Genomic DNA, 16196 nt, shown 5'->3' on the forward strand with positions numbered 1-16196 from the left:
TTCATGCAGCCAAGTTGTTCACAGTGTGGCACTACCTTTTTGCAAAATTTCCTTCCCCAACCCTGGAGCCGTCGTCAAAAAGGCCGCTTTTCACCAAACATGGGCCGGCTTTGAGGAAAGCGGCGATCCGCAAGCACCGGAAGCTTCGGAAGCCTCTGGCCATCCTTTTGGCGAGCTGGATAAGGCCGCCTTTCGCCTCGATGAGACCATTGGTCACCCGGCTCTGGAGGAAAGCAAGGACGCCATCCATGTGCTCTTTGATCGTCTTGGAAAGCTTTCGGAAGGGAGCAAGCCGGCTGCGGTCGGCCCACTGGAGCCACCGGCGGAGCTCTTGGGGATCCTCTTGGGCGAGGATCTCTTGCAGAGCCTCCCGCAACCCAATGGCTCTTCCCAGTCGGGGGTAGGCCGCACAAAGAGAAGCACGCAGACTCTTCTGCTCCCTGCTTCGCGTCCATTCGTTGCCTCGCAGTGCCCAGAGGCTTCCCTTCGGCAGCAGCCCCTGACGCACGAACTCCTTGCGCACCCGGTCGACCGCCTCCCTCGCCATCTGCATGAGCTGGAAGCGGTCAAAGACGATCTGCGCCCTGGGGAAGTGCTCCTTGGCTCCGGAAATGTAGGAGGGGCTCATGTCCATGCAGATCCGCTCGATCTGCTCGGGATCCGCTCCATGCTCCCGCATCTCCTTGGCAAATGCCTCCAAGGTCTCCTTCCCTTTGCCCTCCGCCAGGAAGAGGAGCTTCCGGCTGTCCGCGTCGGTCACCGCGGTCAGGTAGCGGTGACCCCGCTTGCTGCTGGTCTCGTCGACCAAGATCCGCTTCACCCCGCTCCAGTCCTCCTTCCGGTAGGCCTTTTCCACGTAGTGCTCCAAGATTCTCCACAGCCGGGTGTCCTGCTCCTTGAGCATCTCGGCCACCTGCGAAACCGGCATCTCCTGGGAAAGCATCAGGATGACCGCCTCCATCATCAGGGTAAACCCGCCCCCCGGTCTGGCCAGGGAACTTCCGCCAACCGCACTCCGTGCTCCGGACAGTCCACCCGTGGAACCCCCGCCACCAGCTCGGTCTTGTACTGCCACAAGTTCCTGTGCCTCCACCGCAGACAGTTCGCTTCGAGTCACCTTCCATTCCGGACCCAACTGTAAGGCCATCCCAAAAAGCTTGTTCGCATCCCTGCCCAAAGAATCGGAAAACGAGGCGAGCTTGGCAATCCGCCGTCAAGGAGGATCGACGAAGTCGAAGTGTCCTTGACGGCAAATCGCCCGGACGCACAATCCGTCGAAGACGGATGGCAAGAACACCGTTTCTTGCCATCCCTCAATGGCAAATCCGCCCCCTCCATCCACTCCCCACAGCGAAGAGCCAAAAGCTTCTCCCCTGGCTCCTGGTCGATTACAAGGAATCGGATCGCCTCATTCTGAATACGAACTTCATGTACAGCAACTTCCGCTTCGCGAACGATCCGGTGTACCATCAGAACAGGTTGCCTCTTTTCCCGATCAACTATCTGCAAGCGCAACTGATGTATCAACATCCCTCCGGGTTCTATATCGGTCCGAATGTCGAAGCCTCGATCACCCCCTACCCCGTCGATTACGCCAATACCCTCGACGTTCCCGCCTAGGCCGTCCTCGGCTTCCGGTTCGGCTACACTTCGAAGCACGGCTGGTCGCTCTATTTCGACGCCCGGAACATCACCAACAACATCTACGCGGTGACCGCGACGCCAGTCACCAACGCGATGCTCGCCGGAGGAGCCGCGGCCCAGTCGGTCTTCTATCCTGGTCTTTTGCAAGCCTTCTACGGCGGCTTCCAGCGGAGTTGGTGATGATCGCCTCGATCGCTTGGAGCTTGATCTCGTGCGCGCTTTTTGCCGCTTTGCCGCAAGGCTCCCCTCCACACGGAGGCCCTCACCGTCGCCAGGCGGAAGTCATGGGGACGACGGCGGTGGACATCTATCGGGCCCAGGGCGTTCTGCACCTCTTGCTCGAAGAGGAAGCAGCCGGCGAACCGCCGCGGCTTCTCTACCGCGCGTCTCGGGACGGGGGCAGGAGCTTTTCCTCGCCGATCGACGTCCCGACGGACGTCCCACCCGTTCCTGGACATCGGGGGGGCGACCCGCAGATCGCCGCCTTCGGCAAGGAGATCGTCTGCGTCTGGACCGGTCGAGGGAGCGGATATATGGGCCGAGGCAAGATGGGGGTCGCCCGCTCGACGGACGGCGGCAAGACTTGGCAAGCCGGGAGGAACCCGGCCGGCGATGGGGATGCGGGCGGCGCCCATGCCTTTCTGGATCTCGCCTTTGATACCGGCGGCAGGTGCCATTTGGTCTGGCTCGATGAGCGCAACGGCCGGATGGGGCTCCGTGCCGCCTTTTCCGACGATGCGGGAATGCACTGGTCGGCAAACCGGACGATCGATCCCGATAGCTGCACCTGCTGCCCCAACGCTCTCCTCACAGAGGGCCAGACGCTCTTCGTCCTTTACCGGATGGCCCGTCCCCGCGACACGGCCCTCGCGGTCTCGCTCGACCGCGGAGAACGGTGGAAGAGTCTCGGCCCGGTGGGAGATTTCCACTGGGAATTCCTCGCCTGTCCCCATTGGGGCTCCGGGATCGCCAGCCTCGGGTCGGGCCAAGAGAAGACTCTTTGCACCGCGGTGCAGACGGGGAAGCAAGACCGCGCCGGGCTCTACTTCTTGAAGAGCAGCGATGGCGGAAACACCTGGACTCCCCCTGCCCGCCTGGCGGCCCAGGGGCGCTTTGTCGATCTCGCGGCGGCGGCGGGCACTCTTTGCGCCGTCTGGGAAGATTCCGCGGGGTCCACCTCTCGAATCGTCGCCGTCCGGTCGGTGGACGGAGGCAAGAGCTGGAGCGCCCCCCCAGCCTCTCTCCCAAGAGCGGGTTTGGGCGACCCATCCTCGGGTCGTCGGCACCCAGGATGGCTTCCTTATCCTTTGGACGGAAGCTCCCGACCCCCTCCACAGCCGGTGGAACTCGGCCCGCCTCGACCTGCGCTGACCGCTTCGGCCATAGCGAAGGGCCGGAAGGCTGCCTTCCCTACGACCCCTCAGGGGAACCCCGATTCCCTCCCCAGGGTGTTTTTCCGGCACAGACGTGAGCACCGGGTGCGCCGGTCGGTAGACGATCTTACCCGCTCGCCGCTATGCTCCCGGCAAAGCTGGATACATCATCATGACAAACACGAGAAGAGATGCCACCGATTTCCGGAGTTTCGTTTGCCAAAGGAGTCCTACTTTCCGCTCAATCCTTCTCGTTTCTTTACTACCAACTCTTTTAACGCTATCGGAGAAGCGAGCCTACGCGGGCTCCGCGCCCGGCTTCGCTCCCGAGATCGCCGCCGACGAGGTTCCCCCATCCCAATCGGGACAGGCCCAGTCCCTAAAGAAGCCCCTCCTCTCCCAGAACCTTCCCACCTCGACCGCCGAGGAGACGGTCGTCGAAGGCAAGGCCCCTACTGTCCTGGCGCCATGGAACAACTCGAGGTGGAGCCTCGATTCTCCGGAGATCTGGAGTGACAAGATCGCCGCGAGCGACGCTCCCGCCACGCTCATGGGCACCGGACATATGCACCGGAAGTATCAGCCGATGGTCGGGTTCTGGTGGATGTACATGAACATGGGACCGAACTATTACGAGGGCTCCAACGCCATGAACCTCAACGGCCTGGGCGCGGTCCAATACGGCGGCAAGCCGGTGGCGATGGGAGATCTCAACATGTTCATGGAGCAGTTTATGCCGATGCTCATGATGGGCATCACCGACAACCTGACCTTCATGGCCATGTTCCCGATCTGGGACAAGCAGATGACGATGGTTGGGCTGCCCATGGGAGGGTACATGCCGCCGGGCATGATGCATCACGGAATGGCCATGGATCACGGAATGGCCATGGGCTATCCGACTGGAAAGAACGGACTTCCCCTCCAGCCGATGCCCCCGGGATCGGAGATGTCGATGCAAGCAATCGGCCTGGGGGACATCAACTTCCAGGCGATCTGGAAGGTCTTGGACTTTCACCGGAACCGGCTCCAGATGAACTACGGGTTCTCGGTTCCTACGGGGTCGATCGACGAGACGATGCCCGACATGGCCGGACACAATGTCTATCCCTACGACATGCAGCTCGGCCTCGGGGTGCCTGCCTTCATCACGGCGGCGACCTACCTAGGGCAAAGCGAGGATCGCCACTGGGGCTGGGGAGTCCAGGGCTACGCCACGATCCCCGTCGGGCGCAACTCCCAAGGGTATGCTTGGGGCAACTCGTTCCTGGGCAACGGATGGATCTCCTACAGCTTCACCGAGGCGATCTCCCTCAACTTTAGCGGCTTAGGCTCCTACCAGGGTGGGATCCATGGAGCAAACCCGGTCAACGAGCTTTCCCTCCGAACCGCTCCTTTTGTCGCCATGCCCGATATCGTGGCCTCCTGGACAGGAGGAGAGTGGGCTGGAGTCGGCTTGGGCGTCAACATGAGGATGCCCGGCTTCGCCAGCGAAGGCTTTCAAAAGATCGCGACCTCGCCCGAAAGCGCTCTCCAGGGCAACTTTCTTACGGCACAGATCGTCGTGCCCTGCTACCAGTCTTGGAACGGGGTCCAGTACGGCATGGGCTGGATGGCCACCGTCTCCTGGCAGTGGTGGTACTGAATTACGGAATTCTCCCGCTCAACGGATTGCCTGTTCGGGCTCCGCCCTTTCCTCGGCCCTTCCGCCGAGATGCCGGGCCAGGAACCTCTCGGCCGCCCGGAAGAACCGGAGGCGATCCTCCGGACGGACAAAGCCATGGCCCTCGTCCGAGAAGAGGAGATAGTCGACCGGAAGCCCTTGCTTGCGCATCGCCTCGACGATCTGATCGCTCTCCGCCTGCTTGACCCGGACGTCATTGGCTCCCTGGGCTATCAGGAGAGGAGCCCGAATACGGCCGGCAGCAAAGAGCGGGGAGCGTTCCCGGAGGAACGCTTCGTCCTTTTCCGGGCTTCCGAGGCGCTTCTCGAAGAGAGCCCGCATCGGCTCCCAGTAAGGGGGGATCGAGCGGCTCATGGTAAGCAGGTTGGAAGGGCCCATGGCTTCGACCCCGCAGGCGAACTCTCCGGGATCGAAAGCCAGCGCCGCCAGAGTTGCATAGCCGCCGTAGCTCATTCCCATGATCGCGAACTTCCCGGGATCGGCGTAACCGTGCGCAACCGCCCACCGCTTGGCATCGATCAGGTCGCTTTGCATCTTTCCGCCCCATTCTCGATCCCCCGCATTAACAAACTCTTTTCCGTAGCCCGTGGAACCGCGGAAATTGACCTGCAGCACACCGTAGCCCCGGTTGGCCAGAAGCTGGACCAGCGGGCTGAATCCCCAGCTGTCGCGCGCCCAAGGGCCGCCATGGACCAGAAGAACGAAAGGCACCTTGCCGGTCGCCCCGAGCGGCAGGGTGAGGTAGCCGTGGAGGAGAAGGCCGTCCCGCGCCGGGAAGGAGATGGGCTCCATGGGCGCAAGCCGGTAGGAAGCCAGCTCGGGCCGGGAGGCGAAAAGAAACTCGAGTTTTTTCTCCTCCGGCCGAAAGAGATAGAAGCTCGCAGGGTCGGTATCGGAAGAGAAAGCCACGGCCCAAGTCGTATCGGAGAAGTCGCGGCTGGCGATCGTCACCTCGCCGGGATGCCGGCTCTGGAGATAATCGAATGCCTCACGGACCCGCGGGTCGAAGAAACGCCATTGGAGCTTCTCTCGCTCGAAGGCGACCGCCTCGAGGCGATAGGTCTTCGGATGCGTCAGGATGGCCGAAACATCGTAGTGCGGATCCTCGGCCAGAATCGTCTGCTTCCCGCTCTCCGGATCCACTTCCAGGAGCCGCTCGGCGTTCGCTCCTACGGTCGAAAGGATCCAGAGCGAGCGATCGTCCGGAGAGAATCCCACCAAGCCCCCTGATTCGTCGGGACCCCAGGAAGCCACCGCTTTCCACGGAGCGTCGGTCGCCCTCCGAACGCTCACCTCCTGCCGGGCCCCGGACAGCATAGCCAATCGGGCGCGGACGACATACCGATGGTCCTCCTCCCACTCGACCACGTTCCCGGGATTCTCGGCGAGCAGGGCGAGCCGATTGTCGGAAAGGTCCAGCCGGTAGACGTCGAATATCTTGGGGTCCCGTCGATTCAACGTGAGGAGGATGGATCGGGCATGGGCGGGGTCGTCCGCCTGAAGATGGACCTTGACGCCCGGGAACGGGGTCAGATCGGTCGCCGAGCCTTTGTCGAGATCGACGCGGAAGAGGTGGCTGTTCTCGTTTCCGCCCTGGTCTTGGAGATAGAAGATCGCCCGGCTGTCCGGAGACCAGAAAAAAGAGCGGATACCTCGCCCTTTTTCCGCCGTGATCGGACGGTCATCTCGCTTTCCCAACGAACGGATCCAGACGTTCAAGACTCCTTGGTGGGGAGCCAGATAGGCCAGCCTGCCGCCGTCGGGGCAGATGCGCGGAGAAGTCCGCTTCGGCTCCTCGAAAAGCACCCGAAGGGGAATGAGGGGCACGGCGTTCCCGCCGGCAGGAGCGGCCGGAAGGAGGGCCGGAATCTCGCCAATCCCGGAGCAGAGGAGCAAAAGAAAAAGGCGAAACATCGAGGGGGAGCGCATCGCGATGAGTCCAAGGACCGTAGGGGAAAACCCTGGCGCTGACAACCCCGCTTTCGCGGAGGAGATCCCGCAGGCGAGGATGGGGCCGTCGCCCGCCCTACCGGTCGCCGAGCTTTCCGTCGAGCGCCCAGTTGACCATGGCCACGTTGACGACGGGCTCGCCGAAGAGACCTAACCATGGCCTGCTCGTGTACCGGGCCAGGATCGCCCGCAGCTCGTCGTCCCCCATCTTCCGTTCCCGGGCCACCCGGGGGAGCTGGAGAAGCGCGTTGGCGACGCTGATGTGGGGATCGAGACCGCTGGCCGAAGCGGTGACCGCATCCGCGGGAATCCTCTGGTCCGGCGAGAGAAGATTCTCCTTCCGGTATTCGGCGGCGCTCTGCGCGACCGCCTCCACCAGCTTCTTCGAGGTCGGCCCTAGGTTCCGTCCACCGGAAGCCGTGGCATCGTAGCCCGCTTCCCCCGCAGCCGAGGGCCGGGGATGAAAATATTGGGCGCCTCGGAAGTTCTGCCCCAACAGGGCCGAGCCGAGCAGGGTTCCGTCGGGAGCGCGGACCAAGCTCCCGTTCGCCTCAAAGGGGAAGAGGAGTTGGCCGGTCCAATAGACGGCCAGAGGGTAGAAGCCGCACAAAACCACCAAGAGCACACCGGTGACCGCAAGAGCGATCCGGATGCGCCGGAAAAGACCTTTCATCGGCAATCTCCCTAAAACAGAGGCAAGAGGCCCAAAAGCAGATCGATCGCCTTGATTCCCACGAAGGGGGCGATGAGCCCGCCGAGTCCATAGATGAGAGCGTTGCGGACCAGGAGCTGTCGAGCCGTCAGGCCCCTAAGCCGGATACCCCGCAGCGCCAACGGGATCAACGCCACGATGATCAGCGCGTTGAAGATCACCGCGCTGAGAATCGCGCTTTCCGGGCTCCGGAGCTTCATGATGTTCAATGGAGCGATCGCCGGAAAGGTTCCCATCAGCATCGCGGGAATGATCGCAAAATACTTGGCGACATCGTTCGCTACGCTGAAGGTAGTCAGCGCCCCGCGGGTCAGCAGGAGCTGCTTGCCGATCTCGACGACTTCGAGGAGCTTGGTCGGGTTGCTATCGAGGTCGACCATGTTGCCCGCCTCCCGGGCGGCCTGCGTTCCGGTGTTCATCGCCACGCCGACATCGGCCTGGGCTAGCGCGGGTGCATCGTTGGTTCCATCCCCGGTCATCGCCACCAGGTGTCCGCCCTCCTGCTCGCGACGGATGCGGGCGAGCTTTGCCTCCGGGGTCGCCTGGGCCAGGAAATCGTCCACCCCCGCCTCCATCGCGATCGCCGCCGCCGTTTGGGGATTGTCCCCGGTGATCATGATCGTCCGGATGCCCATCTGGCGCAGCTGGGCGAATCGCTGCTTGATCCCCCCTTTGACCACGTCCTTGAGATAGATGACGCCCAATGCCTCCTTTCCCTCGGCGACCACGAGGGGAGTCCCGCCCTCCCGGGCGACCCGGTCTACCGTTTCCCGAACCGAATCGGGTAGACAGGCGCCTTGCTTGCGCAAGAAGAGCTCGATCGCGTCTGCGGCCCCTTTCCGGATGATCCGAGCCGGGAGCCCGTCTGTTTCCGGAAAGTCGACGCCGCTCATCCGCGTCTGAGCCGAAAAAGGAACGAAACGGGCCTGGTTCTCCAGCACCTGCCGCGCCCGAAGCCCATACTGCTGCTTGGCCAGAATCACGATCGATCGGCCTTCGGGCGTCTCGTCGGCCAGCGAAGCAAGCTGGGCCGCATCGACCAGCCGGAGAACATCCACGCCCGCCGCCGGAACAAACTGCGTGGCCATCCGATTTCCGAGCGTGATCGTGCCCGTCTTGTCCAGGAGGAGCACGTCGATGTCGCCAGCAGCTTCCACCGCGCGCCCGCTTGTCGCGATGACGTTGTGCTGCACCAGCCGGTCGATTCCCGCGATGCCGATGGCACTCAGAAGCCCTCCGATCGTCGTTGGGATCAAGCAGACGAAGAGAGCCGCCAGCGTCGGGATAGAAACCGGAGCGTGGGAATACCGCAGGAACGGCACCAGGGTGAGGATGACCAAGAGGAAGATGAAGGTGAGCGCCGCCAGCAGGATGCCGAGCGCGATCTCATTGGGCGTCTTTTGCCTCTTGGCCCCTTCGACGAGCTGGATCATCCGGTCGAGGAAGGTCTCCCCGGGGTCGCTGGTGATCCGGACCACGATCCGGTCGCTGATCACCTTCGTCCCGCCCGTCACCGCGCTCCGATCCCCCCCGCTCTCCCGGACGACCGGCGCCGATTCTCCCGTCACGGCCGACTCGTCGACCGTCGCCGCGCCCTCAATCACCTCGCCGTCGGCCGGAATGAGATCGCCGGCGGCGCAGACCACCAGATCCCCTTTGCGCAGATCGGAGGCCGACACCGTCTCCTCCCTTCCGTCCAACAAGCGGCGGGCCATCGTGACCGTCCGGGCTTGCCGAAGGCTATCCGCCTGGGCCTTCCCCCGGCTCTCGGCGATCGCTTCCGCAAAGGTCGAAAAGAAGACCGTGAACCAGAGCCAAAGCGAGATCTGCACGGTGAAGAGCTTCGACTCCGGGGAAAGAAAGATGGCGAGGGTGCTCACCATGGCACCGATCTCGGTGACGAAGATGACCGGGTTACGCCAGAGAACAAAGGGGTTGGCCTTCGTGATCGCTCCCTGCAGGGAAGAGGCCAAGAGTTGCGGGTCGGAAAAAGAAAACTGCTTCGCCTTCATGGGTTCTCCTCTAAAAAGTCCGGCCCGCGTGGAGGAGGAAGTGCTCGAGGATCGGCCCCAGGGCGAGAACCGGAAAGAAGTTGAGCGCCCCGACGATGAGGACCGTGGCCAGCAGCAGAACCATGAAGAGCCCGCCCGATACCGGAAAGGCCGCTTGGCCGGTTGCCACCTTCTTCTGGGCGGCCAGGAGCCCGGCCAGCCGCAGCACCGGGACGAGCATCAGGTAGCGCCCCGCCAGCATCGCGATCCCGAGGGTCGTGTTGTACCAGGGGGTGTTCGCCGAAAGCCCCGCAAAGGCGCTCCCGTTGTTTCCGGTGGTCGAGCTGAAGGCGTAGAGGATCTCACTCAGCCCATGGGGGCCTCCGTTGCCGAGGCCCGCCAAGCCCCAGGGGCTGGCGATCGCCCACGCGCTCAATCCGAGGATCGAGAGGGTCAGCACGAGCATGCTCAAGACGGCCAACTTGACCTCGCTCGCTCCGATCTTCTTCCCCAGATACTCCGGGGTCCGCCCGATCATGAGACCGAAGAGGAAGACCCCGAGGATCACGAAGATGAGCATTCCATAGAGCCCTGACCCGACTCCGCCGAAGACCACCTCGCCCATCTCCATGTTGAAGAGCGGGATCAGGCCGCCCAGGGGCGTGTAAGAGTCGTGCAGGGAGTTGACCGCTCCGCAAGAGACCGCCGTCGTCACGACCGCGAAAAGAGCCGAATCGAGCGTCCCGAACCGCGCCTCCTTCCCTTCGCGATTGCCGTCGATCGGCGAGAGCCCCTGCGCCACCAGAAGCGGGTTGCCGCCCGCCTCCGCCTGCCAGCAAACAAGGATTCCTCCCAAGAGCAAGATCGCCATCACCCCCCAGACCGCCCAGCCGTGAGCCCGGCGGCGTACCGCCAGCCCGAGGTAGACGGCGAGTGCGGCCGGGATGCAGAGTATGTTGTAGATCTCGATCAGGTTCGTAAGGGGTGTGGGGTTCTCGTAGGGATGGGCCGAGTTGGCGTTGGTGTAGCCTCCTCCGTTGGTGCCCAGCTGCTTGATCGCCTCCTGGGAGGCAATCGGTCCCTGGACGATCTCCTGCGTTTCGATCCGGCGCTCCTTTCCATCGGGACCCGGGAGCACGACCGGTTCCACGAGCCGTGCCCGGGCATAGGGGGAGAAGTTCTGCGGAACCCCTTGGGAAACGAGAACGACCGCAATGGCGAAGGAGAGGGGAAGCAGCAAGTAGTAGTGGATCCGCACCAGGTCGACCCAGAAGTTGCCGATCGTCCTGGACCCGGTTCGGACAAGCGCCCGGATGAGCGCCGCCGCTGCGGCTATCCCGGTGGCCGCGGAGGTGAAATTATGCAAGACGAGCCCCACCATCTGGGAGAAGTAGGAGACGGTCGACTCCCCCGCATAGCTCTGCCAGTTGGTGTTGGTGGCGAAGCTCACCGCCGTGTTGAAGGCCAGGTCGGGGGAGAGCGGGCCGAAGCCCTGGGGATTGAGGGGTAGCTCGTGCTGGATCCGCAGGATCAGGTAGGTCAACAGGAGACCGACTAGGTTGAACGCCAGCAGGGAGCCGAGATACCCTTTCCAGTTCTCCTCCTTGCGGGGATCGATCCCGCAGAGCCGGTAGGTCCACCGCTCGAGCGGCCGAATGAGGGGATCGAGCCAGGTCTTCCCCTCCGGATCGAGCACCTGGCGCAGGTAGAGGGCCAAAGCCCAGCTGACGAGCGCGAGCCCTCCGAAAAACAGCCCGAGGGCCAGCCAGAAGGAGGTTGTCATGCCTGAAAGATTCTAGAACTTCTCGGGCCAGATCATGGCCGCGAAAAGATAGGCCAGGAGCCCGACGCAGAGGATACCGAGAACGGCCAGCATGCCTGCTCCTTAGAGGCGATCGCACCACTCCCCGTAGGCCATGGCCAGGGCGAAGAAGAGGAGCATCCCCGCTATGTATAGCACGTCCGCCATCCGATCCGAACGCTAGCGCGCCCCAGCCGGCCTGTAGACTCAAAAGGGCGCGGGCAGGAATCAAAAAAACGTAAACGGGCCGGCCTCGCTTTCGCAAAAGGCAATTTTTCGATTCACGATGGATCAAAGACCAGGACCTGCTTTTCCCCGGGTCGGGCCTTGGCTGCGGAAAGCGCGTCTTTCGCCGAGGCGAAGGGCCAGGTCCTCACGGAGGGAGGAGTGAGCTCTCCTTCCTCGAAGCCGGCCCGCAACTCTTCCAGAATTCGGGCGATCTCCTCGCCGCGCAGAGCCATGCTGTCGACCCCGATCAGCCGCTTGGCCCCATGAAAAAAATCCACCAGGTTGAAAGAGACGACGGGAGGATGGCTTGCGATGGCGAGCTGGCGCCCGCCCGTCCGCAACGTCTTGAGACATGGCTCGAAGAATTCGCCTCCGATCGTGTCGAGCGCCAGATCGACTCCCTTTCCTTCGGTCAAGCCGACCACCCTTCGCGGCCAGTCGGGCTCCCGGGCGGAGATCAGGTCATCGGCACCGGGAAGAGCGCTTGCCGAACGGGAGACCGCAATCACACGGGCTTTTCGCCAGCGCGCGATGTGGATCGCCGCCCGGCCGACCGCGCCGGCGGCCCCGACGATAAGAACGGTCTCCTCGGGCATGAGACCGCCGGCAACGATCAGCGCGGACCAAGCCGTCACATACGGCACGCCGACCGCCGCCGCGGCCTCCATCGAAAGGCACGAGGGTTTCTTGCCCACCCAAGAAGACGGAACGCACAGATACTCGACAAAGGCTCCGTCCCGGTCGACGCCGAAGCCCGGGCCGCTGCCCCAAACCTCCTCTCCTTGCCGACCCGCTCCGGCCACAATGACCCCCGCAAAGTCCCTTCCCGGGATACGGGGAAGCCTGGTCCCGAAGTAGCCCGCCACGTTTTTGACGTCGCTCGGATTGATCCCGATCGCCGCTACACGGATCAGCACTTCGTCCGGGAGAGGCTCCCGAACGGGAATCTCTATCGGAGTCAAGACCTCGGGGCCCCCATAGCGGGAGAAAGAATACGCCTTCGCCAGTTTCATTTTTCCAATGTCCTTCTTCGGTTTGCTCGCGCCGGGAGCTTGCGCACGTCGGTTCGTCCGTTGGTCGTCCAATCGCAAAGAAAAGAGGGCCATCCGCATCCTGTCAACGGGACCCGGCAGGGCTCATTCTCCTGCCCCGGCGGGCCGCCGGGAAGACTCCGGAAGCTCCGGAATCTTGGGGGTTCCGCAAGAGATTACGACAGGCTTCCGGCTGAAGCCCGAAAGTAGGCGAAGCAGGGTTACAACAACCGGCGCGCGGCGAGGCAGGGAGAGCCGGGCAGCACGAAGGGGACGGCAAACCGCTCCACCGCTGTTCCACACTGTTCCTGCTGGGCTCGCCGGGACTCGAACCCGGATGGGTTGCCCCACTAGATCCTAAGTCTAGCGCGTCTACCGTTTCGCCACGAGCCCGGGGCCGGTGCCCAGCCTAACCTCCGGGCCGGCCGCTGTCCAGACGGCGCTCGCCTTGGCGGCCACTTTCCCGTAAATGGAAATGGGAGAAGAATCGTGATGAGGGCCGGAGAATCGAACCCCCGAAAGGGAGAGGAGTCCGAGAGGGATCTCCCCGGCTGGGGAGATGGCGCGGCAGAGGCCGCCGCACCGCCGGAGGCGCCGCGCCTCTGGGTCGTGGCTACCCCGATCGGAAACCTCGAGGACATCACGCTGCGAGCGCTCCGGGTCCTCCGGGAAGCCGATCTGGTCGCCGCCGAGGACACCCGGCGAACGGGCCAGCTTTTGCGCTGCTTCGGGATTCAGAAGCCGCTCGTCAGCTGCCACCGATTCAACGAAGCCCGGCGGCTTGCTCAACTCCTGGCTTGCGTGCGCGAAGGGAAACGGGTCGCGCTCGTCAGCGACGCGGGCATGCCGGGGATCTCCGATCCAGGGGAGCGGCTGCTGCGGAAATGCGCGGAAGAGGGGGTGCGGATCGAGGTAATCCCGGGTCCCTCCTCGGTGTTGACCGCCCTTCTGGCCTCCGGCTTTTCCACGACTCCGTTCTACTTCGGAGGGTTTCTTCCCGTTAAAGCGGCCGCTCGGAGCGCGGAGTGGGAGGCGGCACGAGACCGACCGTGCACCTCCGTGTACTTCGAGTCTCCGCACCGACTCCGCCGCAGCTTGGAGCAAGCGGCTGCGTCTCTGGGCGATCGGAAGATCTGCCTAGCTCGGGAGCTGACCAAGAAGTTCGAAGAGGTGCTGCGCGGGACCGCGGAAACCCTCCTCTCGGAGTTCCGGGGCCGGGAGCCCCGCGGGGAGTTCTGCGTGGTCGTAGAAGGAGCGAAGGAGGCGGCGCACCGCGCGGCGTGAAAGGGGGATTCCGCCGATCCTATTCTTTTCAGGAAGAGCCGCGTGGTGTAGAAGAATGGATAAAGGTGCGGACGTTCTGGCTTCTTCTCTGGGTTGGGGTGCTCGGGCTACCGGCGATCGGGTTCGCCGAGAAGGCGCGGCGCGCCTACGAAATGCAGCCGGGCGGCGAGTATCTCGTACCCAATTCTCAAGTCAAGATCGGCAAGATTTGGACTTTCCTCAACGTCCCCGCCAAAAAGGGCAAGCAGCTGGGCAACCAGAGCATGGTCTTCGAAAGGAGCTACTGGAATTGGGGGGCGATCACCCCCGAAGACTTCGCCGTGCGCCAGGGCGAAATCTACATTTTTAACTGGAAGAACGGCGGGAAGCCTCGAGACCTGGTGGCCCGATTCGAGTATCGGCAGACGCGGACGCGCGAGGCAGTCTGGTCGCAGGTGGACGTCGCCCGGCAGGCCCACGGAACCGTGCGGTCGGTCTTCATGGTTACCGGAGACGATCACGCGCAGCATGGGCGGATCTACGCATGGCGCTTTTCGGTGCTCGACGGAAACCGTATTCTTGCCCAGGCCAAATCCTTCATCTGGTGATGTCCGCCTGCTTTCTTTTCTTTTCGGCGACCGGCCAAGCCAATCCGCGCGTGGTCTCGGAGGCGATCAGCCTCTTCGAAATCGTCCATCGAGGCGGCTTGGTCATGTGGCCGATTCTCCTCTGCAGCGTGATCGCCGCCGGAGTCTTCCTCGAACGAATGCTCTTTTACCGAAAGGAGGAGTGCAATGTGGACTCTTTCCTGGCCGGACTCGGGAACCTGCTGCGCAAGGGGCGGTACGAGGAAGCTCTGCTCCGCTGCCAGGAAACGCCCGCACGGGCGGCCGATATTGCCAGGCAGATCATCCTGCGCCGGGACTACCCGCCGACGGAGCTGCGGGAGATGACGCGGGAGACGGCCCAGCTCGCCCTGCCTCCCCTCGAAGCTCACCTGCCCATCCTGGCGACGATCAGCTACGTCACGCCCCTTCTCGGGCTCCTGGGGACGGTCACCGGCATGATCGAAGCATTTCTGGCCATGAACCGGGCCTCAGGATCGGTCTCGCTGAGCGATCTAGCCTCCGGAATCTGGGCCGCGCTGGTGAGCGCCGCTGCCGGAATCGCGGTCGCCATTCCCACGTCGATCGCCTACAATTATCTCCTGACCCGCCTCACGGCGATTGTGCAGGACATCGATCGAGTCTCCATCGAAGTCTTGCACGCGCTGGCCGACAGCAAGAGACTCAACCGTGCCACCCCTTACCCCGACGAGATTGCAGCCTCGCTTAGCGCTGCTTCGCGGAACGCCTAACCTCGTTCCTCTGGTCACCGTTCTCTTCCTCTTGCTTCTTTTCTTCCTTCTCGGCTCTTCGTTTGTCACCCAGCCAGGCCTTGTGGTCGAGCTGCCCAAAAGCTCCCTCGGCGTCCGGATGCCTGTCAACGGCTGGATCGTTTCGGTGACCTCGACCGCCGAGGCGAAAGCGAGCGGAGGGCGAAAGCCGCTCATCTTCTGCCGCGACGAGCTGCTCGACCTGCCCGGCCTGCGCAGGCTCATCGAGGAAGCCTCTCACGGACGTCCTCCACAAACCCTAGTGATTCGCGCCGATAAGGACGCTCCGGCCGGGCTCTTGGTAGAGATCATGAACATTGCGCTCGCCCAAAAATGGTCGGTATTGTTGGCCACGCAGCCCGAGAGCGAGCCCCCGGGAGGACCGTGATCTCGACGGAAAGAAGCCAGCCTTCCGTTGGCGATCTCCGGCTTCGGCTGGTGCTGACCTGCGCCGCGGCCGCCGCCGTCCATCTTTTCGTCCTGATCTATTGCGACGTCACTTATGTGCCCCCGCTTCTCGAGCCACCTCCGACCAGCCACGTCTACCTCTTTACGCCGTCGGCTGCCGACGAGGGCTTGGCCCGGAACCTCAACATCTGGCTCGATCTGGCCGATCCGAGTCGCTTGATCCGGCCGCGGTACCGGCTTACCGCCGCGCCCAAGCCGGTTCGGTTACAGCCCCTCCCCGTGGAGCGGGAACGGGTCGATGAGCCGGCTGCCAGCCCTACCGATCCACCGCTTTTCCCGATGGGATCCGTAGAGACGCGCAATGCTCTCCGGCTCGCGCTTCCGCCCGTGTCCGCTCCCGCAACCGAGGACCTGCCCGCCGCGGTGCCAGCCGAAAGCGTCGCGGAATTCGACGAGGCGCTCTCCCGCCGCCTTCTTCGTTCCTGGAACCCGCCTGCGGTCTCGGTCCGGCTGCTTTCGGAGACGGGCCAGACCGTCGTCCATCTGGCGATCGATGCGGAGGGCTATCCCTGCGCCGTCCTCCTCCAGGAGAGCTGCGGAGAACGGAAGGTCGACGAGATCGCCCTGCGGGAGATCGGGCGTCTCCGATTCCTGCCCGATCCCGGCGCCCCGCCCACCTGGGGCCGCGTCAAGGTGTTCTGGCACTTCCGGGAGCCGCGTGCGCCGTGATGCGGAT

The 16196-nt window shown here is 63.5% G+C and carries 14 protein-coding genes, 1 tRNA gene and 1 pseudogene; 8 read left to right on the top strand and 8 right to left on the bottom strand.

Translation table 11 applies throughout. The features are described from left to right. Nucleotides 1-31: 31 nt before the first annotated feature. Nucleotides 32-1147, bottom strand: a complete 1116-nt coding sequence (locus tag MTHMO_RS09735; RefSeq protein WP_237394885.1) for an ISL3 family transposase — start codon at nucleotides 1145-1147, stop codon at nucleotides 32-34. Nucleotides 1148-1284: 137 nt separating this feature from the next. Here MTHMO_RS09735 and MTHMO_RS11045 point away from each other — a divergent pair, with 137 nt between their 5' ends. From MTHMO_RS11045 to MTHMO_RS09750, 3 genes and pseudogenes are all read left to right on the top strand, one after another. Beyond that, on the top strand, nucleotides 1285-1620 hold the full coding sequence (locus MTHMO_RS11045) for a hypothetical protein (protein ID WP_237394886.1): 336 nt from the start codon (nucleotides 1285-1287) through the stop codon (nucleotides 1618-1620). A gap of 572 nt (nucleotides 1621-2192) precedes the next feature. Then, nucleotides 2193-2690: pseudogene (locus MTHMO_RS11050) on the top strand (sialidase family protein); the annotation flags it as partial. A gap of 499 nt (nucleotides 2691-3189) precedes the next feature. Continuing rightward, the gene (locus tag MTHMO_RS09750; RefSeq protein ID WP_237394887.1) at nucleotides 3190-4662 is read left to right on the top strand and encodes a hypothetical protein; all 1473 of its coding nucleotides are present in this window, start codon (nucleotides 3190-3192) and stop codon (nucleotides 4660-4662) included. Between the two features lie 18 nt (nucleotides 4663-4680). Here the strand turns inward: MTHMO_RS09750 and MTHMO_RS09755 are convergent, their stop codons facing one another. The 7 genes from MTHMO_RS09755 to MTHMO_RS09785 all read right to left on the bottom strand — a co-directional run bounded on the left by MTHMO_RS09755 (nucleotide 4681) and on the right by MTHMO_RS09785 (nucleotide 12807). Continuing rightward, a complete protein-coding gene (locus MTHMO_RS09755; RefSeq protein ID WP_370568329.1) occupies nucleotides 4681-6528 on the bottom strand; it encodes an alpha/beta fold hydrolase in 1848 nt (615 codons plus the stop codon). 199 nt (nucleotides 6529-6727) lie between these two features. Further along, nucleotides 6728-7324, bottom strand: a complete 597-nt coding sequence (kdpC, locus tag MTHMO_RS09760) for a K(+)-transporting ATPase subunit C (protein WP_202214601.1) — start codon at nucleotides 7322-7324, stop codon at nucleotides 6728-6730. 11 nt (nucleotides 7325-7335) lie between these two features. Continuing rightward, entirely contained in the window at nucleotides 7336-9375 is a 2040-nt protein-coding gene (kdpB, locus tag MTHMO_RS09765; RefSeq protein ID WP_202214602.1) for a potassium-transporting ATPase subunit KdpB, read from the bottom strand. 10 nt (nucleotides 9376-9385) lie between these two features. Next, nucleotides 9386-11137, bottom strand: coding sequence for a potassium-transporting ATPase subunit KdpA (gene kdpA / locus MTHMO_RS09770; RefSeq protein WP_202214603.1), 1752 nt, complete (start codon nucleotides 11135-11137; stop codon nucleotides 9386-9388). Between the two features lie 12 nt (nucleotides 11138-11149). Continuing rightward, nucleotides 11150-11230 carry a K(+)-transporting ATPase subunit F gene (gene kdpF / locus MTHMO_RS11305; RefSeq protein WP_202214912.1) on the bottom strand — a complete coding sequence of 27 codons (81 nt, stop codon included), beginning with the start codon at nucleotides 11228-11230 and terminating at the stop codon, nucleotides 11150-11152. Between the two features lie 206 nt (nucleotides 11231-11436). After that, nucleotides 11437-12396 (bottom strand): zinc-binding alcohol dehydrogenase family protein, encoded by a 960-nt coding sequence (locus MTHMO_RS09780; RefSeq protein ID WP_202214604.1) that lies wholly within the window; start codon nucleotides 12394-12396, stop codon nucleotides 11437-11439. Between the two features lie 330 nt (nucleotides 12397-12726). Further along, a tRNA-Leu gene (locus MTHMO_RS09785) sits at nucleotides 12727-12807 on the bottom strand. Nucleotides 12808-12906: 99 nt separating this feature from the next. Here MTHMO_RS09785 and rsmI point away from each other — a divergent pair. The 5 genes from rsmI (at nucleotide 12907) to MTHMO_RS09810 (ending at nucleotide 16189) form a co-directional block, all read left to right on the top strand. Beyond that, nucleotides 12907-13698 carry a 16S rRNA (cytidine(1402)-2'-O)-methyltransferase gene (gene rsmI, locus MTHMO_RS09790; protein ID WP_202214605.1) on the top strand — a complete coding sequence of 264 codons (792 nt, stop codon included), beginning with the start codon at nucleotides 12907-12909 and terminating at the stop codon, nucleotides 13696-13698. A gap of 65 nt (nucleotides 13699-13763) precedes the next feature. After that, on the top strand, nucleotides 13764-14285 hold the full coding sequence (locus tag MTHMO_RS09795) for a hypothetical protein (RefSeq protein WP_237394888.1): 522 nt from the start codon (nucleotides 13764-13766) through the stop codon (nucleotides 14283-14285). After that, a complete protein-coding gene (locus MTHMO_RS09800) occupies nucleotides 14285-15034 on the top strand; it encodes a MotA/TolQ/ExbB proton channel family protein (RefSeq protein ID WP_202214607.1) in 750 nt (249 codons plus the stop codon). Before MTHMO_RS09795 ends, MTHMO_RS09800 begins: the two co-directional genes overlap by 1 nt. After that, complete coding sequence (locus MTHMO_RS09805; RefSeq protein ID WP_202214608.1) at nucleotides 14997-15440, top strand: biopolymer transporter ExbD; 444 nt, start codon at nucleotides 14997-14999, stop codon at nucleotides 15438-15440. Before MTHMO_RS09800 ends, MTHMO_RS09805 begins: the two co-directional genes overlap by 38 nt. Beyond that, on the top strand, nucleotides 15437-16189 hold the full coding sequence (locus MTHMO_RS09810) for a hypothetical protein (protein ID WP_202214609.1): 753 nt from the start codon (nucleotides 15437-15439) through the stop codon (nucleotides 16187-16189). Before MTHMO_RS09805 ends, MTHMO_RS09810 begins: the two co-directional genes overlap by 4 nt. Nucleotides 16190-16196 lie beyond the last annotated feature (7 nt).

Origin of the sequence: Methylacidimicrobium sp. AP8 (assembly GCF_903064525.1) — a bacterium.
Lineage (GTDB): Bacteria > Verrucomicrobiota > Verrucomicrobiia > Methylacidiphilales > Methylacidiphilaceae > Methylacidimicrobium.